The sequence below is a fragment of the Pseudoxanthomonas sp. 3HH-4 genome (assembly GCF_006716465.1).
In the GTDB taxonomy this organism is placed as follows: Bacteria; Pseudomonadota; Gammaproteobacteria; order Xanthomonadales; family Xanthomonadaceae; genus Pseudoxanthomonas_A.
The window spans coordinates 271,060-293,493 of sequence record NZ_VFPB01000001.1; the positions used below are offsets into that span (position 1 = coordinate 271,060).

A 22,434-nucleotide genomic window follows, 5' to 3' on the forward strand; every position below is an offset into this window, starting at 1 on the left:
ATGATCACTGCCGCCGACTACCGCCCGCCACGCTGGCTGCGCAATCCGCACCTGCAATCGGTGCTGGGTTCGAGCGCACTGCGCCGCCGCCGCGGGCTGCGCGCGCTGGCGGGCAGTGGTGCGGTGACGGTGGAGCACATCGTGGATGGCGGCGATGGCGTGCGCCTGCAGGGTTTCCTCAGCCGGATGTCGGGACAGGCCCCGCGCGGCCTGGTGCTGCTGCTGCACGGCTGGGAAGGCAGTGCCGATTCCAGCTACATGCGCCTGACCGCCGCGCAGCTGCTGGCGCGCGGTTTCGACGTGTTCCGGCTGAACTTCCGCGACCACGGCGATACCCACCACCTCAACGAAGACCTGTTCCACTCCAACCGCCTGGATGAAGTGGTGCATGCGGCGCTCGACGTGTCGCGGCGGTTCGCCGGCGATGTGCCGATGCGGGTGGCGGGCTATTCGCTGGGCGGCAACTTCGCGTTGCGGCTGGCACTGCGCGCCCCGGAGGCGGGACTGGCGCTGGCACACGTGGCGGCGGTCTGCCCGCTGCTGGATCCGGCCACGACGATGGACCGCATCGAGAGTGGCCTGCCGCTGTACGACTGGTACTTCGCGCGCAAATGGCGCCGTTCGCTGGAACGCAAGCGCAGCCTGTTCCCGCAGCGGCATGACTTCGACGACACGGTGCTGGCGCTGGACATCCGCGCGCTGACCGACTGGCTGGTGCAGCGGCACACGGCCTTCGGCACGCTGGAGGACTACTTCGACGGCTATGCCATCGCCGGTGGCCGCCTGGCGGGGCTGACCGTGCCGGCGCACATCCTGATGGCAGAGGACGACCCGGTGATCCCGTTCGAGACCTTCCGCGATTGGGCGCTGCCGGCGCAGGCGACGCTGGAGATCGCCCCGTGGGGTGGGCACTGCGCCTTCATCGAGAACGCCGCCTGCGACGGCTACGCCGAGCGCTGGGTGGCCGAACGCTTGGCCGGCGGCACCGCCTGAGCCGCGGAACGGCCGGTACAATCGGCGTTTGCCCGAATCCTGGTAGTTCTCCATGTACGACCCGATCCTCGATGCCCTTCGCCGCGGCGCAGTGGCCGATGCCCTGATCGCTGCGGAAGCGTTGGTGGCCGAACGCCCTGACGATGCCCAGGCGTTGCGCTGGCTGTCCGCCGCCCAGCTTCAGGGCGGCCAGCCCGACGCCGCCCTGGCCAGCATCGACCGCGCCATCGCGCTGGCACCGGACAACGCCGACCTGCACCTGGCCCGCGCGGGCGTGCTAGTGGGCAGCCGGCGGCCCGACGAGGCGCAGGCGTCGCTGGCCCAGGCCACCGGGCTGGATCCCAACCAGTTCACCGCGTACCTGGTGCAGGCGCAGCTGGCGCTGGGTCGCGGCGACCTGGAAGAGGCCGAACGCCTGAACCGCCTTGCCGCCCGTGTGTCACCGGATCATCCGCAGCTTGCCGCCGTCGAAGGCATGGTCACCTTGCGTCGCGGCGATGCCGACACGGCCCTGAAGATCGTGAGTGCGGCGTTGCAGGTGGCACCCGAGGAAGTGCAGCTGCGCTATTCGCTCGGCTTCATCCACATGGCGCTCGGGCACTGGGCGTTCGCCGAACAGGCATTCCGTGGCGTGGTGGAGCGGACGCCGGGCGCGGACAGCCTGCGCAGCCTGATCGCGGACCTCATCCGCCGGCAGGGGCGTCCCGCCGATGCCGCCGACGAACTGGTCCCGCTGGTGGCGCGCAACAACGCGCCCGCGCTGCACCGCTACATCGGCCACCTGCGCCTTGCCGCAGGACAGGATGAGGAAGCGCTGGCCTCGCTGCGGATCGCCCTGGCCGGACAGCCGCGCGATCGCGACACCGTGCTGGCGATCATCGAGGCGTGGCGTCGCCTGGGCATGCAGGATGATGCGCGCAACACGCTGGATGCCGCCCTGGCCACCACGCCGGACGAGCACGATCTGTGGCTGGCGCGCCTGCTGTTCGAGCCCGTGGGCAGCGCCGAGGCGCGCGCGGTGGTCGAGCGCTGGGTGTCGGCGATGCCGCAGCACGTGCCCGCGATGGAGGCCCAGATGTCGGTGCTGGATGCGGCAGGCGAGCGTGATGCGGCCGAAGCCGTGGCGCGACGGATCGTCGCTCTCGACCCGGGCCGTGCGAGCGCCGAGCAGCGGGTGGTCGAGGCACTGTTCGAACGCGATCCGGTATCCGCTATCGCACGCGTCGGCGAACTCGCCGACCAGGCCACCGAACCGCACCACAAGCGCAGCCTGCGCAGTTGGCAGGCCTTCGTCCGCGACCGCGCCGGCCGGTATGCCGATGCCGCCGCCACGTGGGCCGCACTGGCCCGCGAACTCGCCCCCACGCGCCTGCCGTTGTGGACCCCGAGCGGCGCCCAGGGCCCCTGGCCCGACGTGGCGCCGATTCCGATGTCGTCCGCCGGCCGCCCATACCCCATCCTGCTGTGGGGCGCGCCGGGCACCGTGGTCGAATCGATCGCCGGTGTCCTGGGCGCGATCAGCCATCGCCTGCGTGGTGACCGCTTCCTGCCCAATCCGCCGGTGGACGCCTTCCAGAACTACCACACGCCGGCACGGCTCCTGTCCGGCGAATTGTCGGGTGAAGCCTGCGTGGCGGGGTGGCGCGAGACGCTGGCCAACCGCTCGGAAGATGGCGGCATCGTCGATTGGCTGCCGTGGTGGGACAACGCGCTCCTGCTGGCCCTCCGTCCGCATCTGCCGGAGGCGCTGCTGATCATCGCGGTGCGCGATCCACGTGATGCCTTCCTGGATTGGTTGGCATTCGGTGCCCCGGCCCCGCTGGCCCTGGACGACCTGGACGCCGGCGCGCGCTGGCTGGCGCAGCTGTTCGACCAGGTCGCCGATGTGCACGAGCATGACCTGTTCCCGAGCCGACTGATCGCGATGGATGCGATCAAGGACGATGCCGCGGCCGTGGCGCAGGCGCTGAGCCGGGCGCTGGGCGCGCAGCTGACCGAACCGCCTTCTTCGGGTGCGCGCCGCTTCCCCGCTGGTCACTGGCGCCACTACGCCGACGTGCTGGCCGGCCCGTTCGCCGCGCTGACGCCGGTGGCGGTGCGGCTGGGTTATCCGGAAGCCTGATCCCCTTTTCCCGCATCTGCAGGAGTCACGCATGCGTCTCTGGAGCGACAGTTTCGAGAATACGAAGCCCATCCCCGCCGGCTTCGCGATGGGCCAGCCCGACGGATTCGCCGCGAACCGCAATCCCCACCTGGCCTGGGACGGCGTGCCTGCCGGGACGAAGTCCTTCGCCCTGCTGTGCATCGACCCCGACGCACCGACCGTCCCGGAGACGGTCGGTCGCGACGACCTGCAGATCCCGGTCGAGCAACCGCGCGGGCATTTCATCCACTGGGCGATGGCCGACATCGCACCGGAGGTGCGGGAGATCGCCGCCGGTAGCTGCAGCGACGGCGTCACGGCCAAGGGCAAGCAGCAGCCTGCAGGACCGGCGGGTGCGCGGCAGGGCCTGAACGACTACACCGGCTGGTTCGCCGGTGACGCGCAGATGGGGGGCGACTACTACGGCTACGACGGTCCATACCCGCCCTTCAACGACCTGCGTGTGCATCGGTATTTCTTCCGCCTGTTCGCGCTGGATCTCGCCACGCTCGACCTGCCGGCGCGATTCACCGCCGGTGATGTGGAGCGCACGATGCAGGGGCACGTGCTCGCCGAAGCCGCCGTGCACGGCACCTACACGTTGAACGCCGCGCTGCGCGGATGACGGCCGGCGACGGAGACAACCCGTACGAAAGTCCCCGGAGCCTGGTGGCGGACACCATCGAGGAGATCGGGCCCCTGACTCCGGCCACGAAGCTGCGGCGTTTCGTCCATTGGCTGATCGACCGGGTCATCGTGGTCGGCGTCATTTTCCTGGCCATGATCGTGGTCGGCATCGTGGGTGGCGACGAGGCGCTGGCGTGGGCCGAACGCCTCACCTGGTGGCAGGACCAGCTGATCGGGTTCGAGGCGATCATCGTCTACTACACGCTGATGGAAGGCCTCACCGGCACCACCCTCGGCAAGTTGCTGACCGGCACGCGCATCGTCGATGAGAGCGGGCGCAAGGCGACATTCCGCCAGGCGCTGTTGCGCAGCGTGACGCGGGTGGTGCCGTTCGAAGCGTTCTCCGTCCTGCTTGCCGACGAGGAGGACCCGCGAGGCTGGCATGACCGCTGGCCGCGGACGCGGGTGGTGCGGACGCGCCGCGCGGTGGCACTCACGGCCTGACGCGCGGCGATCGCGTCATCCGTTCGGATCGCGCCAGCGCCAGCGCCCGTCGCGCTCGATGACCAGACAGGTGCCGGCGGGCGGACACGTCGCCGCCACGTGGATGGCATTCGGCGCGATACCGAGCCGCCACGCCAGGCCCATCTGGCCGATGGCGTAGAAGCGCTGGTCATCTGCCACGCTCACGTGCAGTGGCGAGGCGACGGGCTGCCGCGCCAGTGCCTGCAGGGTCGCCTCCGCCCAGTGCGCGCGGCCGATGAGGCCGGGATGGTCCAGCCGGCGCGTGCCTTCCACTGCGATCCAGGACGACACGGCGACCAGCGCGGCCACCAGCAGTGCGGCGCGATCGGTCGCCACGCAACGCGCCAGTGCGACGACGGGCAGGATCACGGCGATGGCGGCGTAGTACTCGTAGCTGTTCCATGCGAGCAGGAAGTACGGGGCGTAGGCGAGCACCGCGAACGCGCCAACGCATACCCATTGCCGCGGTGCCAACAGGCCACGTCCGCGCCAGCCGGCGATCGCCCAGGCGGCCAGCATCGGGAGTGCGGTGGTCGCGATCCAGGCCAGCCCCTGCATGCGGTCACCCGCGACCGCCATCCGCATCGCCTCGCGCGGGACATTCAGCAGCCAGGCGACGAACGACGCCGCGTTGCGCAACAGGTTGCTTCCGAGGCTCAATGCGTAGGCGTCATCGGTATTGGCGGTGAAGCGCGCGCGCAGCCACAGCCAGACTGCGACGACGGCGACACAGGCCAACCAGGCGAAGAATTCATCGCGGTGTGGCCGGCGCGCGGCGACGAACCATGCCACCACCAGCATCAGCGCAGGCGTCAGTGCCGCGGACTCCTTGCTCAGCAGCGCCAGGGCAAGCCACACCGGGAGCGAGGCCAACAGCAGGGCGCGCCACGTGCCCGCGGTGTCGCGCGCGCTGGTCCAGGCGGCCAGCAGCAGCGTGGTGAACAGCGTCAGCATGGCGTTGTTCGCGGCGGCCGCCCAGTGCACGGGCAGCAGGTGCATCGTCAGTCCGCCATACACGGCGGCAGCGAGTGTGGCGATGCGCCAGGCATGCGTCCAGCAGCAGGCGCGCGCCACGCGGAAGGCGAACAGCGCGACGCCAAGCGTGGCCAGTACATGCAGGACCAGGCTGACCACGTGCGCGGCATGCGCGCTGCCGCCCAGCGACGCATCGATCCAGCGCCAATAGCCCTCCTGCGAGAACGGCCGCCAGAAACGCGGAGGCGACGACGGCCAGAAATCCGACCACCATGGCGCGCCGGCCGCATTGGTCGCATGCGCGGCGTGCAGGAACACGTAGTCATCGCCCCAGAACGGCGTGTCCAGTGCCGGCCACCACATCAGGAGCGCGGAGGCCGCCAACAGGGCGGCGGCCATCCAGGGAAGGGCGGAAGCGTTCCTTGCGGGGTGGTTCATCAATCGCGCGTCGCAGCCAGTGACGCGCCACTATAGCGGCTGGCCTGCAGCATCGATGCGCGCCCTGCACGCAGGGCACGCATCGTGCGGCGGACCGTCACTTCTTCTCGTTCGCCGACTCCACCACCATGTCCAGCACGTAGGCATTCGCCGAGGCATCGGCTGGCGGGTTTTTCACGGTGTAGCGGTCAACGCGCAGCACGTTGCGGACGCCCGGTTCGTGGGTGTAGCCCTCGATGCTGTCGTAGAAGTGCTGGAACTCACCGGGCGTGCCGACCTTCAGGCCTTTGTCGTCGTACGCGATCTCGCGCACCTGCAGGCACTGCTTGTCGGGGATCAGCGGGTGGCTGCAGGGCTTGGTCTCCGACGCGACTTCCAGGAACACGCGTTCACCGGGGCCGCCGTAGCGGGTTTCCACCGTGGGGTTGCCGGCGAACAGCAATTTGTCGCCGGTCGCGGTGGTGAGCGCCAGTTGGGCGACGCCGTCCTGCGTGGCAGCGACCTTCAACGTGCCCTCCAACCGCTTGCCGATCTCTTGGTCGAGCGCCATCAGCGCGTTGTCGGTGCAGGCCATCATGGTGGACGTCAGTTGGCCGATGGTAAGGCTGGTGTCCGACAGCGTGTAGGTGCCGCCCATGCGATTGCAGGCGTTGGACACGCCCAGCCGTCCTTCCTTGAAATCGAGTTGCAGCGGCTTGTCGGCACGTGCGAACAAGGCATCGATGCGCTTGCCCTGCGCGTCGGTGGCGTCCATGAGTTGCCAGTGGTACTGCGGAAGCAGTGCGGACGCATCAAGGGTGGCCGCCGCTGGCGTCGCCGCGGTGGCGTTGGCGGGCGCGGGCACGTCGGTCTGTTCTGCGGGCTTGGTGCAGGCGATCAGCACCAGCGGCAGGGCGAGCAGCAGCAATCGTTTCATGGTGTTCTCCATCGGGGTGGCGGTATGCAAACGCGTGACGGGTTGGAACGGGGTGAAGGCCGGGCGACGCACTTGCTGTAGGAGCGACGTCAGTCGCGACCGCACGGCCGGCATGCCCTGAAGCGGCTGTTCGCCATCCGGGCGCGCTGCGGCGCGTTCATCCTCATGCACGGTGAATGGCTATCGGGGCGCGGTCGCGACTGACGTCGCTCCTACAGGGAATAGGGAGCGGCGGCTCAGCTGCCCACGGGCATCAGCAACAGCAGCAGCGCGCCCAGCACGATGCGGTAGATGGCGAAGCCGGTGAAGCGGTGCGCCTTGATGAAGCCGAGCAGCCACTTCACCACCACGAAGCCCGTCGCGGTGGCGGCGGCGAACGCCAGCGCCACTTCGCTCCAGTTCTCGCTGCCCAGCGCGTCGTCCTTCACCAGTTCCAGGAAGGCGTAACCGCTGGCCGCGAACATGGTGGGAATGCCCAGCAGGAAGACGAACTCCGCTGCCGACGAGCGCCGGCTGGTGCCGGCCAGCATGGCCATGAAGATCGCCGCTGCGGAGCGCGAGGTGCCGGGAAAGACACCGGCCACCACCTGCGCAAGACCGACCAGGATTGCCACCTTCCACGTGATGGTGGCCACATCACCGCGTTTTTCGGCGAAGTGCTCGGCCACCAGCATCCACACGCCGCCGATGATCAGCGCCCACGCGATCGGGGTGACGGTCTCCGGCAGTTCCCAGCCGGCCAAGCGGACGGGCAGGCCGACCAGCGCGGTGACCAGGAAGGCGGCCGCCAGCTTCATCGAGTAGTCGCGGGCCTCGGCATCACGCCAGCAGCCGGTCGCCAGTTCCCAGATCCGGCGCCGGAACACCAGCGTGGTGGCGAGGATGGCCCCGGCCTGGATGACGATGTTGAAGAAGTCCGAGCGCTCGCCCAGCCAGTGTTGCGCGATGAGCAGGTGGCCGGTGCTGGAGACCGGCAGGAATTCGGTCAGGCCCTCGAGGATGCCGAGCAGCAGCGCGGCGAGCAGGTCTGTCATGAGCGAGGGCGCGGTAAGGGAGGCGGCAAAGAATAGTGGAAACGACGATGCACCGCGTTGGTTCGTGACGCAAGGAAAATGCACCAAACAAGGGACTCTGCGTGACGGGCATGTCAAAGGCGCCTATGTAAATCAATAGGTTGAGCGAATCTTGGGGTTGGCACGGGGATTGCTCTATCCCGTCACACACTTATCCAACCCGAGGTTCCGAGATGTCCCTGGACAACGTTGAGAAGCTGATCAAGGACCACAAGGTCGAGTTCGTCGACCTGCGCTTCGTCGACATGCGCGGTGTCGAGCAGCACGTCACCTTCCCCGTCAGCATCGTGGATGCGTCCCTGTTCGAAGACGGCAAGATGTTCGACGGCTCATCGATCTCGGGCTGGAAGGGCATCAACGAGTCCGACATGGTGCTGCTGCCCGACCCGACCACCGCCTACCTCGATCCGTTCTACGCCGACCCGACCCTGGTCCTGGTCTGCGACATCCTCGACCCGGCCACCATGCAGGGCTACACGCGCGATCCGCGCGGCATCGCCAAGCGCGCCGAAGCCCACCTGAAGGCCAGCGGCGTCGCCGACCTGGCGTTCTTCGGCCCGGAACCCGAGTTCTTCATCTTCGACTCCGTGCAGTTCGCCAACGACATGGGCAACACCTTCTTCAAGATCAACTCCGAAGAAGGCGCGTGGAACAGCGGCAAGAGCTACGACGGCGCCAACAGCGGCTACCGTCCCGGCATCAAGGGCGGCTACTTCCCGGTGCCGCCGACCGACTCGCTGCACGACCTGCGCGCCGAGATGTGCAAGACACTGGAGCAGGTCGGCATCGAAGTCGAAGTGCACCACCACGAAGTCGCCACCGCCGGCCAGTGCGAGATCGGCGCCAAGTTCAACACGCTGGTGCAGAAGGCTGACGAACTGCAGCGCATGAAGTACGTGGTGCGCAACGTCGCCCACCGCAACGGCAAGACCGTCACCTTCATGCCGAAGCCGATCGTCGGCGACAACGGCAGCGGCATGCACGTGCACCAGTCGCTGGCCAAGGGCGGCCAGAACCTGTTCTCCGGCGATGGATACGGCGGCCTGTCGCAGCTGGCGCTGTGGTACATCGGCGGCATCTTCAAGCACGCCAAGGCGATCAACGCATTCGCCAACTCGGGCACCAACAGCTACAAGCGCCTGGTCCCGGGCTTCGAAGCGCCGGTGATGCTGGCCTACTCGGCGCGCAACCGCTCCGCCTCGTGCCGCATCCCGTGGGTGGCCAACCCGAAGGCGCGCCGCATCGAGATCCGCTTCCCCGATCCGCTGCAGTCCGGCTACCTGACCTTCACCGCGCTGATGATGGCCGGCCTGGACGGCATCAAGAACCAGATCGACCCCGGTGCTCCTTCCGACAAGGACCTGTACGACCTGCCGCCGGAAGAAGAGAAGAACATCCCGCAGGTCTGCTCCAGCCTCGACCAGGCCTTGGACGCGCTGGACAAGGACCGCGACTTCCTCAAGGCCGGCGGCGTGATGTCGGACGACTTCATCGATGCCTACATCGCGCTGAAGATGCAGGAAGTGACCAAGTTCCGCGCGGCCACGCACCCGCTGGAATACCAGCTGTACTACGCCAGCTGATGCGGGCGCACGCGCACATCGCGATGCACGCGGAGGACCGGGCACCGGTCCTCCGTGTCGCAGCGGGCGCGCACTGAGTCACCGCGGCGATGGCGACGGATCTCCCCTCCCACCCGTCGCCATCGCCGCACCTTATTGGAGACATCGCGTTGCGATGGCTTCGACCGGTTGGGGAACCGGGGCACCACCCATCTTCGATTTCCGGAGATCGCACCAACGCTGTACCAGGGGAAACACAGGAGAGGTCCATGAACCGCAGCTCCCTCCCACGTCATCCGTGCCTGCCGCAAGTGATCGCGGCGGGCACGAATGCGGTTCATGCATCGCTCCGCACCGATCACGTGCACGCGGCCAGGGGGTTGCGCGCATCGGTGACCTGAAACCGCCGGCCGGCTCCGGTCGGCCGGTTCCATCCACCATCGGGGTATGCGCATGAAACTGATCACCGCCATCATCCGGCCGTTCAAGCTCGACGAGGTCCGAGAGTCCTTGTCGCAAGCGGGCGTGTCCGGCATCACCGTCACCGAAGTCAAAGGCTTCGGCCGGCAGAAGGGCCACACCGAGCTGTACCGCGGCGCCGAGTACGTCGTTGATTTCCTGCCCAAGATCAAGATCGAAACCGTCGTGACCGACGAGCGACTGGATGCCGTCATCGAGGCCATCCAGCAGGCCGCCGGCACCGGCAAGATCGGCGACGGCAAGATCTTCGTCACCACCATCGACCAGGTCATCCGCATCCGCACCGGCGAAGTCGGCGCGGACGCGCTCTAACACTCGGAGCCCCCACATGAAGACTCGACTGTTGTCCGGGTGGAAGACCCGTGCGCACGTACTCTGCTTGGCCACCTTGTGCGGCCTGATGACCCTGGGCGTGGCCGCGACCGCCATCGCGCAGGACACCGCTCCGCCAGCGGCGGAAGCGACCGCCGAAGCAGCACCCGCGGTGGGTGTCGTCACCGAAACCGTCACCGAAACCGTCACCGAGACGGTGACCGAAGCACCCGCGCCCGAGGCGGCGCCCGCTGAAGAAGCCGCTGCCGAGCCGGTGGTCGACAAGGGTGACGTGGCGTGGATGCTGACGTCCACGCTGCTTGTGCTGCTGATGGTGGTGCCGGGCCTGGCGCTGTTCTATGGCGGCATGGTGCGGTCGAAGAACGTACTGTCCGTGCTGGTCCAGGTCATCACCGTGTTCTCGCTGCTGGTGGTGCTATGGATCGTCTACGGCTACAGCCTGGCGTTCTCCGGCGAAGGCGCTTGGCTCGGCAACCTGGACAAGCTCTTCCTGAAGGGCGTGACGCCGGAAACGTTGGCGGCCACGTTCACCGACGGCGTCAGTCTGCCCGAGTACGTGTTCATCGCGTTCCAGTCGACGTTTGCCGGCATCACCGGCGCGCTGATCGTCGGCGCGTTCGCCGAGCGCATGAAGTTCGCCGCCGTGATCCTGTTCTCGGTGATCTGGTTCACCTTCGGCTACCTGCCGATCGCGCACATCGTGTGGGCCACCGGCGGCTACCTGTTCGAAATGGGCGCGCTGGATTTCGCCGGCGGCACGGTGGTGCACATCAACGCGGGCGTGGCCGGCCTGATCGGCGCGTACTTCGTGGGCAAGCGCCTCGGCTACGGCCAGACCGCGCTGAAGCCGCACAACGTCACCCTGACCTACGTGGGTGCGTCGCTGTTGTGGGTGGGCTGGTTTGGCTTCAACGCGGGCTCCAACCTGGAAGCCAATGCCGGTGCCGCGCTGGCCTTCATCAACACGCTGGTCGCCACGGCCGCCGCCGTCATCGCCTGGGCGCTGACCGAGAAGATATTCAAGGGCAAGTCGTCCGCGTTGGGCGTGGCTTCGGGTGCGGTGGCCGGCCTGGTCGGCATCACGCCGGCCGCGGGTCTGGTGGGTCCGTTCGGTGCCGTGGCCATCGGCTTCATCGCCGGCGTGGTCTGCGTCTGGGGCGTCACCGGCCTGAAGCGCTTGCTGAAGGTTGACGACACCGCCGACGTGTTCGGCGTGCATGCGGTCGGCGGCATCATCGGCGCGATCCTGACCGGCGTGTTCCATGCGCCGTCGCTGGGTGGCACCGGTGGCGAGGACTTCGACATGGTGGCGCAGGTCATCAAGCAGGCGACCGGCGTGGGCCTGACCATCGTCTGGATCGGCGTGGTGTCGGTGGTCGCGTTCCTGATCGCGAAGATCGTGTTCGGCCTGCGCGTGACCGAAGACGCCGAACGTGAGGGCCTGGACATCGCCTCGCACGGCGAATCGGCCTACGAGGCCTGATGGATTGCCGGGGACGGCTTTGCACTAAACTGGTGCAATGTCGTCCCCGGACCCATCCCGCATGCGTTTTGAGCCCACCACCGACGCGCTCAGCACACCGGTGGCCTGGGCGGATGCCGACGGCCTGATCCGCGGCGTGAATCCTGCCTTCGCCCGCTGGCTGGGCGTCAGTAGCCGCCGCCTGCTGGGACAACCCCTGGCGGCCTTGGAGATCGAAGGCGACGCCATGGCACGGTTCCTGGACAACACTGATCGCGACGTCCTGCGGCTGCACCGCATGGCGCTGGGCATGCCCGGCGAGTCGCCGTGCTTCGCCGAGGGCTGGCTGTCGCGGCTGGACGGCGGAGGCTGGCTGCTGGAAGCGCATCCGGTGGACGAATTCCCCGCGCTCGATCCCACCCAAGTCCTGCCGAATGCACTGAGCGCCGCGCTGAAGGGGCTGGCGCACGAGCTGCGCAATCCACTGGCCGGCCTGAAGGGCGCTGCCCAGCTGCTGGCGCGCCGGGCTGCGCATCGCAACGACAACGACGACGAGCGCGAGCTGATCGAACTGATCGAATCCGAAATCAACCGCCTCAACACCCTGCTTGAACAACTGCTTTCGCCATCCCCTCAGCGCCCGCACGCTGCCTTGAATATCCATACCGTGCTGGAGCGCGTGCTGCGGCTGGCCGAGAACGAGGGTGGCTGGTCGGTGCGCCTGCAGCGCGACTACGACCCCAGCCTGCCGGAACTGTCCGGCGACGCCGACCGACTGACGCAAGCGGTCTGGAACCTGGTGCGCAACGCCCTGCAGGCGGGCGCCGCCAACATCATCCTGCGCACCCGTGTCGAACACGGGTCACGCATCCACGACCACCTGCACACGATGGCGTTGCGGGTGGAGATCGTCGACGACGGCCGCGGCGTGCCCGAAGCGCTCGCCGAGCATCTGTTCCTGCCGCTGGTCAGCGGCCGCGCGGAAGGCAGCGGCCTGGGCCTGGCGCTGTCGCAGCAGGTGGCGCGCGAACACCGGGGGTCGCTGACCTACCGCTCGCGCCCCGGCCATACGGTCTTCACCCTGCTGCTGCCGCAGTCGTTGCACGACCCCGACGAGGAACGTCATGTCCACTGATCGCCTGGCCGCCACCAGCGCCGCCACCGACGCCCGCAGGATCTGGGTGGTCGATGACGACCGTTCGGTGCGCTTCGTGCTGGCCACCGCATTGCGCGACGCGGGTTACACGGTGGACGGCTTCGACAGCGCCGCCGCGGCATTGCACGCGCTTGGTTCCCGCGGTGCGCCCGACCTGCTGTTCACCGACGTGCGCATGCCCGGCGACGACGGCCTGGTGCTGCTCGACAAGCTGAAGGCCACGCATCCACAGCTGCCCGTCATCGTGATGTCCGCCTACACCGATGTTGCCAGCACGGCCGGCGCGTTCCGTGGTGGCGCACATGAATTCCTCTCCAAGCCGTTCGACCTCGACGATGCCGTGGCGCTGGCCGCGCGCACGCTGCCGGATGCGGAAGAGGCGGCAGGGACGACCCAGGATGTCGACGCAGCGGCATCGGCAACGCCGCAGCTGATCGGGGACACGCCCGCCATGCGCGCGCTGTTCCGCGCGATCGGTCGCTTGGCGCAGGCGCCGCTGTCGGTGCTGATCACCGGTGAAACCGGCACCGGCAAGGAACTGGTTGCGCATGCGTTGCACCATGAGTCGCCGCGCTCGCGAAAACCGTTCGTGGCACTCAACACCGCGGCGATTCCATCGGAGTTGCTGGAAAGCGAACTGTTCGGCCATGAGGCCGGTGCCTTCACGGGCGCGCAGAAGCGGCACATCGGCCGCTTCGAGCAGGCGGATGGCGGCACGCTGTTCCTCGACGAGATCGGCGACATGCCGCTGCCACTGCAGACCCGGTTGCTGCGCGTGCTGGCAGAGGGCGAGTTCTTCCGCGTCGGCGGACGCGAGCTGATCCGCGTGGACGTGCGCGTGATCGCCGCCACCCACCAGGACCTTGACGGACTGGTCGCGGAAGGCCGCTTCCGTGCCGACCTGCTGCACCGGTTGAACGTAGTGCGGCTGCAACTGCCGCCGTTGCGCGAGCGCCGCGCGGATGTGCCGCAACTGGCCGAGAACTTCCTCGCGACGGCCACCCGCAAGCTCGACATCGCGGCCAAGCGTTTCAGCGCGCCGGCACTGGACCTGCTGCAGGCCCATGACTGGCCCGGCAACGTGCGCGAACTGGAGAACGTGTGCTGGCGGCTGGCCGCACTGGCACCGGCCGATCTCATCAACACGGCCGATCTGCAGGGTGCGCTGCTGCATGCGCCTGCGACGGGCACGCGTGGCGAATGGGACCATGCACTGGGCGAATGGGCGCGCCGTCGCCTGCTGGAAGGCGCCGAGTCGCTGCATGCAGAGGCGCGCGAGCGACTCGATCGCACGCTGCTCGAGGTCGCGCTGGAACTGACCCATGGCCGCCGCGCCGAAGCGGCGGCCCGGCTAGGCGTTGGGCGCAATACCGTGACCCGGAAGCTGGGTCCCGGTCGCAAGCGCGGATAGGCGTGCCCCGCTGCTTTCATCGAACATGAAGGTAGCGATGGTTACGGTAGCGGGCCACGACCTGCACCTGGAGCTCCCCATGCGCATCGCCTTGTTGGCCGCCGCCTCCGCCCTCACGCTCGCGGCTTGCGGCACCACGCCATCCTCGTCTTCGCCCCCGTCGACGGCCACGTCTGACGTTCCCACCACCAGCACCGCCAAGCAGGCCGTCGCGGTGCTGGCTTCCGCGTCCGGCAGCCTGGTCAGTGGCAGCGTCACGCTCACCCCGATGGGCAAGGGCCTGCACCTGACCGGCGAAATCGGTGGCCTGCAGGCCAACAGCACGCATGCCTTCCATGTCCACGAGAAGGGCGACTGCAGCGCCGCCGACGCCAGCAGCGCCGGCCCGCATTTCAATCCGTTCAACACGGCGCACGGCAAGGCCGGCAGCGGCGCGCACCATGCAGGCGACATGAACAACCTCACCGCCAACGCCGACGGCGTGGCGAAGGTGGATGCACATGTGGAAGGCGTCACGCTGGGTGGCGGCGCGGTGAACGATGTCGCCACGCGCGCACTGATCGTGCACGCCGCGCCGGATGACTACGCCAGCCAGCCCGCCGGCAACGCCGGGGCGCGGGTGGCCTGCGGCATCATCAAGATCACCCGGTAACCCGGCCTGGTGTTGCAGGAGGGGCTTCAGCCCCGAGGCTCTTGCTTCTCAGACATCCCCGCGAAAGCGCCGGGGATGAAGCCCCTCCTGCAGGGAATGCGTGGGGCGGATGTCCGCCATTACGCCATTACGCCATCGCAGTCCGCGGATCCGCGTTGCCGGGGCAGTGCGCGAACGTCACCGGAACGCCGTGCGCTTCCAGCACGGCGGCGATCTGCTGCTGGCGTGCCTGGAAGTGCTGGTACGCGCGTTCCAGTCGCTCATCGGTGGCTTCCTGCGGCGCGTACCGCGCTCGCCATGCCAGCGGTTCGAACAGCGCAATGTGCACTTCGCCGCCCGCGTAGCGCAGCAACGGTTCCGGCAGCGCATCCAGCCATTGTTCTTCCGCCGGCGCCATCAGCGCGGTTTCGATGACCGGCCACAGCGCGCCCAGGCCGCCGTGTTCGTACTGCATCGCGGTCATCGCGGCGAGGTCGTGCAGGGTCATGTAGCGCGCGTGCTCGATCTGCGCACCGAAGGCGGTCTGTGCGAGTAGCGCGGTATCGGCTTGGGCCATGCCGGTTTCGAGCAGTACGGTCTCCAACCGTTCGCTGACGGCTTCGACCGTATGGTCCTCGCCACTGAGCAAGAACGGCACCACGCGCAGCAGGCCACCGCGCAGGCCATCGTCCGCCTGCAACGGCATCGGAATGTCGCCGGATTCATCGGCACCGAACGCGATCAGGCGTGCGCCTTCGCCGCCTCCCGGTGCGCGCTGGTGCAGCTCGCGCAGCCGCTGGTGCAGCGGCCAACCGGGGCGCAGGGCTTCGGCGGGATCGAAATGCGCGGCGGCGAAGACGAGATCCAGGTCACGCACCTGCGGCGCATGCACGGCCAGGTCGCGCCCCAGTTTGCCGGCCAGTTCGCTCGCTTCAGACGCGGCCAGCGCTGCGCGCTGCGGCGGATGGCCGGCGGCGAGCTCCAGGGCAATCACGCCCATGACGACGGGGCCGGTTGGGGGTCGAGTCATGTCAGCGGTTGGAGGCGATGGAGGGGCGCATTACACTCCCCCATTATGCCTGCCGTACGCAGGCGCATCTTCACCCATCCATCATCGCCATCCGCACCGAGGTCCCCATGCCCGCTCCCCGTCCCGTCGCCATCCTCGGCGGCGTCCGCATTCCGTTCTGCCGCCAGAACACGGCCTATGCGGATGTCGGGAACCTGGGCATGTCGGTGCGCACGCTGGGCGCGCTGGTCGAGCGCTTCGGCCTGCACGGCCAGCAACTCGGCGAAGTGGCGATGGGTGCGGTGATCAAGCATTCCTCCGACTGGAACCTGGGCCGCGAAGCCGCGTTGTCGTCCGGCCTGTCGCCGCTGACGCCGGGCATCACCCTGCAACGCGCCTGCGGCACCAGCCTGGACACCATCATCCACATCGGCAACAAGATCGCACTGGGCCAGATCGACTCCGGCATCGGCGGCGGTTCGGACACCACGTCCGAAGTGCCGATCGTCTACGGCAAGAAGCTGCGCGCGCGGCTGTTGGCCGCGAATCGTGCCAAGACCACGCAGGACAAGATCAAGGCGCTGGTCGGCGGCTTCAAGTTCAGCGAACTGAAGCCGGAGTTCCCCGGGGTGGCCGAACCGCGCACAGGCAAGAGCATGGGCGACCACTGCGAGGACATGGCGAAGGAGTGGAACATCTCGCGTGACTCGCAGGACGAACTCGCCGTCGCGTCGCACAAGAAGCTGGCCGCCGCGTACGAGCGCGGCTTCTTCGATGACCTCATCGCTCCGTTCCGCGGCCTCGAGCGCGACAACATCCTGCGCGCCGACACCTCGCTGGAAAAACTGGCTACGTTGAAGCCGGCCTTCGACAAGACCTCTGGCCGTGGCACGCTGACCGCCGCCAATTCCACGCCGCTGACCGACGGCGCGGCCGCGGTGCTGCTGTCCAGCGACGAGTGGGCGAAGGCGCACGGCCACGAGCCACTGGCCTACCTGAAGGACGCGCAGGTGTCGGCGGTCGATTTCGTCCACGGCGAAGGCTTGCTGATGGCGCCGACCGTGGCCGTGCCGGAAATGCTCAAGCGCAATGGCCTGACGCTGCAGGACTTCGACATCTACGAGATCCACGAAGCCTTCGCCGCACAGGTGCTGTGCACGCTGCGCGCGTGGGAAAGCGAAGACTACTGCCGCAACCGCCTGGGCCTGGACGCGCCGCTGGGCAGGATCGATCCCGCCAAGATGAACCCCAACGGTTCCTCGCTGGCGACGGGCCATCCGTTCGCCGCCACGGGTGCGCGCATCGTCGCCACCGTGGCCAAGGAACTGAAGCAGCGTGGTGGCGGCCGTGCGCTGGTCTCCATCTGCACCGCTGGCGGCATGGGCGTGGTGGCGATCATCGAGCGTTGAGCCACCGCAGCGTCAAACGCGTTGTTTGGCTGGGAAGATGCCGCCTCACCGCGCCGGCATCTGCACCTGCGCGCTGCCGACGCCATGGCGGTGGCCCTCGCTGACGGCGGTCACCGTGCCGTCCGTGTTGAACACCAGTGCATTCGCGGCGCCGATCTCCTCCGCCTGCGCCGACCAGCGCTGTCCGTAAAGCACCAGCGCGTTAGCCTGTGCGCTCCCGGCGAAACCGGGCTCGACGTCCGTCGTGTCGCCGTTGCGCTGCGACAGCCGCAGCGCGTCTATCGCCTGATCCATGGGCAGGCCCAGGTCGATGTAATTGACTATGGTCTGCAGCACCGTGCTGATGATGGTGGAACCGCCCGGGCTGCCGATGGAGAACGCGGGCCTCCCGTCTTTCAGCGCGAGCGTCGGCGTCATGCTGCTGCGCGGGCGCTTGCCGCCTTCGGGCACGTTGGGGTGCGGGCCGGTGAAGTCGAAGTCGGTCAGCTCGTTGTTGAGCAGGAACCCGTAACCCGGCACCACCATGCCGCTGCCGCCCCAGTCCTCGATGGTGAACGTGTACGCGACGACGTTGCCGTCCTTGTCCGAGACGGTCAGGTGCGTGGTGTGGGCGCTCTCCGGTAGCAGCGCGCGCGGCGCGGGACGCAGCGGATAACTCGCATCCTGTTGGAAGGCGAAGGGATCGCCGGCGGCGACCGGACCCGGCGCGGCGTGCGCGGGATCGATCAATGTGCGCCGCTGCGCGGCATACGCCTTGCTGAGCAGACCTGCCACGGGCGCATCCACGTACTCGGGATCGGCCAGGTAAGCGTCGCGGTCGGCGAAGGCGAGACGGCTCGCTTCCAGATAGAGATGCTCCGCCTGCGCGCGCGGCAGCGCCTTCAGGTCGTAGCCTTCGAGGATGTTCAGCGCTTCGAACACGGTCACGCCACCGCTGCTCGGCAGCGGCATGCCGTACAGCTCATAGTCGCGGTAGGTGGAGCGCACCGGCGCGCGCACGCGGGCTTCGTAGTCGGCCAGATCCGCCAGCGTCATGCGGCCGCCGCGCACCGAAACGCCGGCCGCCGTCGGTGGACGATTCACCGCGTCGACGATCGCGTGCGCCAACGGGCCTTCGTAAAAGGCCTTCACACCACCGCGCGCCAGCAGGCGGTACGCACGTGCGAGATCGGGATTGCGCAGCGTCGTACCCGCAGGGAGTGCCTTGCCTTCCCGCAGGTACAGCGCAGCAGTGGCGGGGAAGCGACGGAACTTGCCTTCATTCCGCGCGACCAGATTCGAGAAGTTGGCATCGACGGTGAAGCCCTGCTCTGCTACCGAGATCGCCGGTGCCAGGACCTGTTCGAACGACATCGTGCCGTAGCGCCGCAGCGCCTCGTGCCAACCGCGCACGGTGCCGGGCACGCCGACCGACAGGCCGCTGGCGACGGCGGTATCGAAGTCCATCTCTCGACCCTCCTCGATGAAGAGGGCGGGCGCAACGGCGGCGGGCGCCGTCTCGCGATGGTCGAGGGTGACCACGCGCTTCTCCTTTGCCAGATAAACCACCATGAAGCCGCCCCCGCCGATCCCGCAGCTGAAGGGATCCGTGACGCCCAGCGTGGCCGCCGCCGCGACGCCGGCATCGACCGCATTGCCGCCGCGGTCGAGGACCGCGATCGCCGACCGCGTGGCCTGTTCGCTGATCGTCGCCGCACCCCCGCCGGTGCCGGAGGCGACCGGCGTTTTGGCATGCGCACCCGTGGCGGCCAGCAGGGCGAGCAGAAAGACGGCACGCAGGAGTCGGGTCATCGCGGATCACCGAAGGGCAGGCGATCCGATTGTCACATGGTCCAGGCGGGTCTCGGCGGGCCACGCCGAGACCTGCGCCACAGCGCATCGAAGCATGGAATGATGCCCGCCAACCCCGGTGGCCCGCGCCATGCGTTGGTAGTCGGGTCGGCAACCCGGCCATCGCCCTCCCAGCCTTTGGAGTTTCCATGCGCCTGCACAGGATGTACTGCGTTGTTCCGCTGTTAGCTCTCTCGATCCTCGTTGTTGCCTGCAGCAAGCGAGAAATGGCCGAGCCCGATGCCGCTGCTGCCGCCGAGTCACGCGCCGACGCCACAGGCGCGCCCCTACTGGCCGAAGCGCCCTCCGATGATTTCGCCGCGGCGGCGCCCCAGAAGAACGTCGCGTCGCCGGCGTTGCAGGGCCCCGGGGTCGACCCTTCGCAGATGGCCTCGGATGTGGCGAGCCAGGTCGACCCACAACGCCACTTCATCCGCACCGCGCAGGCACAGTTCCAGGTGGTGGATGTCTACCGCACCGCGCTGGCGATCGAGGATGAGGTCGCCGCACAGGGCGGTTTCGTCGTCGGCAACGAGATCACCTCGCAGGTGCAGCGTGTGCTGAGCCGCCCGCTCGGGCAAGGCAAGCGACTGGAACTGACCGAGTACACCCTGCAGGGCGAGTTGACCGTACGCGTACCCAGCGAGCGCACGCAGGCTTTCCTGCGCGCCGTCGCCGCTCAGATGGCATTCCTGGACCGGCGCAGCTTCTCGGCCCGCGATGCGCAGTTCGACCTGCTGCGCCAGCAACTGGCACGCCAGCGCGCGCAGGACGAGCAGCAGGAACTGGGTGAGGCCGTGCAGGCGGGCGGCAAGCTGGGCGACAAGACCGATGCGATCCAGTCGCGCGGCGCGGCGCGTGCCAGCCGCGACGAGGCACTGATCGCGCAGAAGGAGTTCGAGGACCGCGTCGCCTTCAGCACCATCACCCTGTCGTTGCACCAGGATGCGCACGTGCGCAGGACCGAGCGTGTCGACGTGGATGCCGTGTTCCGCGACAACGGACCCGGCTTCTTCAACCGGCTGCGTGATGCGCTCGCGATCGGCTGGCGCGGCGGGCTGGAGGTCGTCATCGCACTGGCCGCACTGTGGCCGTTGTGGCTATGCGTGCTTGCGCTGTTGCTGGGCTGGCGGCGCTGGCGCCGGAAGCCGGCGGTCGGCTGATCGCGCGCCGCGCGCTCAGTCCCTGAGTCGCGGCAATCCGTGCGCATCGCGCTCCTCCACGACGGCCTCGTCGTGGATCTTCTGCTTCATGTCGCGACCGGGCAATTCCATGGTCGCGCCGCCACGTGCGGCCTTCAGCGCATTGCCGTAGCACTGCTGCGCCATCGCCGTGTCGCCGGCCGCGCTGAAGCCGTCGCCAAGCTCTTCCCATGCTTCTGCACCCGCGCCCTGCGCGATCGCGCGGTGCAGGAAGTCCTGTCCCTGCATCCATTGCCCCTGCAGGCGCGAAAGTCGACCCAGGGTAAGCAACAGCGAAGGGCTGGCGGGATGGGCCGCCAGCCAATGCTGTGCGCTGGCCCGGCGGGAGTCGAGCTTCCCGACCGGCAGGCGGCCGTACAACGCGGCGAGTGATTCATCCCAGCGGGCTTCCAGCGCCTGCTCGATACTGCGGGTCGCGGCATCTTCCCAGCGCAGCGACGCAGCGCGTTCGGCGTAGGCGGCGACCGCTGCGGGGTGGAGCCGCAGCGGCTTGGTTAGCGTTTCCCAGCGCTCCGCCAATACGTTGGGATCGGTCGCTTCGAGCAGTGATTGCGAAGCGAGGCGGATCTCCAGCGTTTCGAACGCGCCAGGCGCCATGGCCTGGTTCTGCTTCAGCGAGCCCAGGAGGCCATAAGCTTCGCCCGCACGTGCGGTGGCGGCCAACGCCTGCGTGCGCAGTAGCAGGCCGCGCGGCGGCAGCGGCTGAACGTCTGCGCCATCGAGGATGGCGAGAGCCTCGTCCGGCCGTCCCGCGTCCAGCGCGATCTGTGCCGATGCCAGCGCATGCGCCGTCACTGAGCGCTCCCGCAGCGCGGCGAGATGGCGCTGCATCGAGGTTTCATCGCCGCGCGCCTGCGCCGCCTGCACGGCGGCGATGCGTGCGACGGGACCTACTTCACCATCGTCCGCGGCGCGCTCCAGCAACTTCTCGGCCTTCTGCCAGTGCCCAGCGTGCAGCGCATCCAGGCCATCGATGAGGCGCGCGCGCGCCTGCTTGCGGCGATGGCGACCCCATGCACGGAACGGCAGCGAGATCAGGCGCCAGGCCAGCCATGACACTGCACCGATCAGGATCAGCGAAAGCAGCGCGCGCGGCACGTTCGTGTGCAGGTCGTAACCGGCGAAGCGGATGAAGACCTCGCCCAGGTCGCGGTCGGTACCCGCCATCCATTGCGCTGCCAGCACGCCCGCCAGGACGAGCAACAGCAGCAGCATCACGGTGCGGAATGGTTTCATGGCGTCACCTCCGGCGTGTTCGCGGCCGGCACCGACAATCGCACGCCGGCGTTACGCAATGCGCGCAACTGCTGCAGCGTGCTGCCCAGCACGGCCGGCCGCGTGGGTGCGGGCGCTTGCTGCAATGTGCGCAGCTGGACCTGAACCTGCCGTCGTTGCGGTGAATCGGGCCACAAGCGCGGCAGCCATGTCGCGATGCGTGCGAGGGCGACGCGCAGGGCGGCTGCGTCCCCGCGTTCCAGAGCAGCCCGCGCGAGGCTGATCTCGATCTGCAGCGCCGCGTCGGCAGTGGCGCGGTCGTCGGGTGCCACCAGCGTGGTATCGCGCGTGGGCCGCACGTCGACCAGGGGCGCGAGCATGCGCTGCCATGCCGGGCGAGCGTGCGCCTGTGCATCGACCATGTTGTCGCGCGGGAGGCCCGCGAGCGCATCAGCGAGGGCGCCCAGCTGCGTGAGCGACGCCGCCTGAGTGCCGGCGCCCAGCGCGTCCAGCGCAGCGCGCTCCTGCGCCAGTGTCTGCTTGAGGTTCAACAGGCGGTGGTCGTCCATCCCGTCCAGGGTGCCGGAGGCCAGTGCGTAAGCACGTCGCGCTCCGTCCAGGTCACGCGCAATATCCAGTCGTTGCGCCGCCTGCGAAAGCAGGAGTTCCACTTCGTCCAGCCGCAGTGCCTGCGCACCGTGCCGGTTCGGGTCGGTCAGCTTGGCGACGCTCTCCTCGAGCAAGGCACCGCGCTGCCCCAGGCCGAGCACTTCGTCGCGCAACACGCGGTTGGTGGCCGCCGCATCGAGCAGGCGCTGCGCCTGCGCGCGCTGATCGCGCCTCAGGGCGTCCGTGCGCGCTTCGAGTGCCTCGATGCGCTGCATGGCCGCCGACTGTGCGGTCTGCTCCTCGGCATTGCGAGCCTGCCACCACACCCAGCCCCGCCATGCGCCGACGCCGATGGCCAACACCACCAGCGCCACGGTGATGAGGCGGCCCGCACCATCGGCGCGGCGGGGAGGGGACGGTTCTTCGTTCACACAA

At 68.5% G+C, this 22,434-nt stretch carries 19 protein-coding genes; 12 read left to right on the plus strand and 7 right to left on the minus strand.

The genetic code is table 11. From position 1 onward, the window contains the following. The first annotated feature begins 3 nt into the window (after positions 1 to 3). The 4 genes from FB548_RS01225 to FB548_RS01240 are packed head-to-tail and all read left to right on the plus strand — an operon-like array spanning position 4 to position 4,267. Positions 4 to 993, plus strand: a complete 990-nt coding sequence (locus FB548_RS01225) for an alpha/beta fold hydrolase (RefSeq protein WP_142124046.1) — start codon at positions 4 to 6, stop codon at positions 991 to 993. Positions 994 to 1,045: 52 nt separating this feature from the next. Then, a complete protein-coding gene (locus tag FB548_RS01230; RefSeq protein ID WP_142122956.1) occupies positions 1,046 to 3,115 on the plus strand; it encodes a tetratricopeptide repeat protein in 2,070 nt (689 codons plus the stop codon). Positions 3,116 to 3,146: 31 nt separating this feature from the next. Then, positions 3,147 to 3,761, plus strand: coding sequence for a YbhB/YbcL family Raf kinase inhibitor-like protein (locus FB548_RS01235; protein WP_142122957.1), 615 nt, complete (start codon positions 3,147 to 3,149; stop codon positions 3,759 to 3,761). 44 nt (positions 3,762 to 3,805) lie between these two features. Then, entirely contained in the window at positions 3,806 to 4,267 is a 462-nt protein-coding gene (locus FB548_RS01240) for an RDD family protein (RefSeq protein ID WP_221625892.1), read from the plus strand. 15 nt (positions 4,268 to 4,282) lie between these two features. On the opposite strand, the gene FB548_RS01245 is transcribed toward FB548_RS01240, so the two are convergent. From FB548_RS01245 to FB548_RS01255, 3 genes are all read right to left on the minus strand, one after another. Continuing rightward, entirely contained in the window at positions 4,283 to 5,701 is a 1,419-nt protein-coding gene (locus FB548_RS01245) for a hypothetical protein (protein ID WP_221625893.1), read from the minus strand. Between the two features lie 97 nt (positions 5,702 to 5,798). Then, positions 5,799 to 6,617, minus strand: a complete 819-nt coding sequence (locus FB548_RS01250) for an META and DUF4377 domain-containing protein (protein ID WP_142122960.1) — start codon at positions 6,615 to 6,617, stop codon at positions 5,799 to 5,801. A 236-nt stretch (positions 6,618 to 6,853) separates the two neighbouring features. After that, entirely contained in the window at positions 6,854 to 7,651 is a 798-nt protein-coding gene (locus FB548_RS01255) for an undecaprenyl-diphosphate phosphatase (RefSeq protein WP_142122961.1), read from the minus strand. Positions 7,652 to 7,863: 212 nt separating this feature from the next. Between FB548_RS01255 and glnA the strand changes: the two genes are divergently transcribed. The 6 genes from glnA (at position 7,864) to FB548_RS01285 (ending at position 14,746) form a co-directional block, all read left to right on the plus strand. Then, on the plus strand, positions 7,864 to 9,273 hold the full coding sequence (glnA, locus tag FB548_RS01260; protein ID WP_142122962.1) for a type I glutamate--ammonia ligase: 1,410 nt from the start codon (positions 7,864 to 7,866) through the stop codon (positions 9,271 to 9,273). 432 nt (positions 9,274 to 9,705) lie between these two features. Next, positions 9,706 to 10,044 (plus strand): P-II family nitrogen regulator, encoded by a 339-nt coding sequence (locus FB548_RS01265; protein WP_056880236.1) that lies wholly within the window; start codon positions 9,706 to 9,708, stop codon positions 10,042 to 10,044. Positions 10,045 to 10,060: 16 nt separating this feature from the next. Continuing rightward, the gene (locus FB548_RS01270; RefSeq protein WP_142122963.1) at positions 10,061 to 11,548 is read left to right on the plus strand and encodes an ammonium transporter; all 1,488 of its coding nucleotides are present in this window, start codon (positions 10,061 to 10,063) and stop codon (positions 11,546 to 11,548) included. Positions 11,549 to 11,609: 61 nt separating this feature from the next. Then, the gene (locus FB548_RS01275) at positions 11,610 to 12,662 is read left to right on the plus strand and encodes an ATP-binding protein (protein ID WP_142122964.1); all 1,053 of its coding nucleotides are present in this window, start codon (positions 11,610 to 11,612) and stop codon (positions 12,660 to 12,662) included. Between the two features lie 4 nt (positions 12,663 to 12,666). After that, a complete protein-coding gene (gene ntrC, locus FB548_RS01280) occupies positions 12,667 to 14,094 on the plus strand; it encodes a nitrogen regulation protein NR(I) (protein ID WP_185742006.1) in 1,428 nt (475 codons plus the stop codon). Positions 14,095 to 14,173: 79 nt separating this feature from the next. Beyond that, positions 14,174 to 14,746, plus strand: coding sequence for a superoxide dismutase family protein (locus FB548_RS01285; protein ID WP_142122966.1), 573 nt, complete (start codon positions 14,174 to 14,176; stop codon positions 14,744 to 14,746). A 127-nt stretch (positions 14,747 to 14,873) separates the two neighbouring features. On the opposite strand, the gene FB548_RS01290 is transcribed toward FB548_RS01285, so the two are convergent. Beyond that, the gene (locus tag FB548_RS01290; RefSeq protein WP_142122967.1) at positions 14,874 to 15,755 is read right to left on the minus strand and encodes a hypothetical protein; all 882 of its coding nucleotides are present in this window, start codon (positions 15,753 to 15,755) and stop codon (positions 14,874 to 14,876) included. A gap of 107 nt (positions 15,756 to 15,862) precedes the next feature. Between FB548_RS01290 and FB548_RS01295 the strand changes: the two genes are divergently transcribed. Then, positions 15,863 to 17,143 (plus strand): acetyl-CoA C-acetyltransferase, encoded by a 1,281-nt coding sequence (locus FB548_RS01295; protein WP_142122968.1) that lies wholly within the window; start codon positions 15,863 to 15,865, stop codon positions 17,141 to 17,143. Positions 17,144 to 17,188: 45 nt separating this feature from the next. Here the strand turns inward: FB548_RS01295 and ggt are convergent, their stop codons facing one another. Beyond that, on the minus strand, positions 17,189 to 18,934 hold the full coding sequence (gene ggt, locus FB548_RS01300) for a gamma-glutamyltransferase (RefSeq protein WP_185741927.1): 1,746 nt from the start codon (positions 18,932 to 18,934) through the stop codon (positions 17,189 to 17,191). 266 nt (positions 18,935 to 19,200) lie between these two features. Between ggt and FB548_RS01305 the strand changes: the two genes are divergently transcribed. Next, positions 19,201 to 20,136 (plus strand): DUF4349 domain-containing protein, encoded by a 936-nt coding sequence (locus tag FB548_RS01305; protein WP_185741928.1) that lies wholly within the window; start codon positions 19,201 to 19,203, stop codon positions 20,134 to 20,136. A gap of 15 nt (positions 20,137 to 20,151) precedes the next feature. On the opposite strand, the gene FB548_RS01310 is transcribed toward FB548_RS01305, so the two are convergent. Continuing rightward, entirely contained in the window at positions 20,152 to 21,411 is a 1,260-nt protein-coding gene (locus tag FB548_RS01310; protein WP_142122970.1) for a heme biosynthesis HemY N-terminal domain-containing protein, read from the minus strand. After that, positions 21,408 to 22,430: a uroporphyrinogen-III C-methyltransferase gene (locus FB548_RS01315; protein WP_142122971.1), complete on the minus strand. Its 1,023-nt coding sequence runs from the start codon at positions 22,428 to 22,430 to the stop codon at positions 21,408 to 21,410. Before FB548_RS01315 ends, FB548_RS01310 begins: the two co-directional genes overlap by 4 nt. Between the last annotated feature and the right edge of the window lie 4 nt (positions 22,431 to 22,434).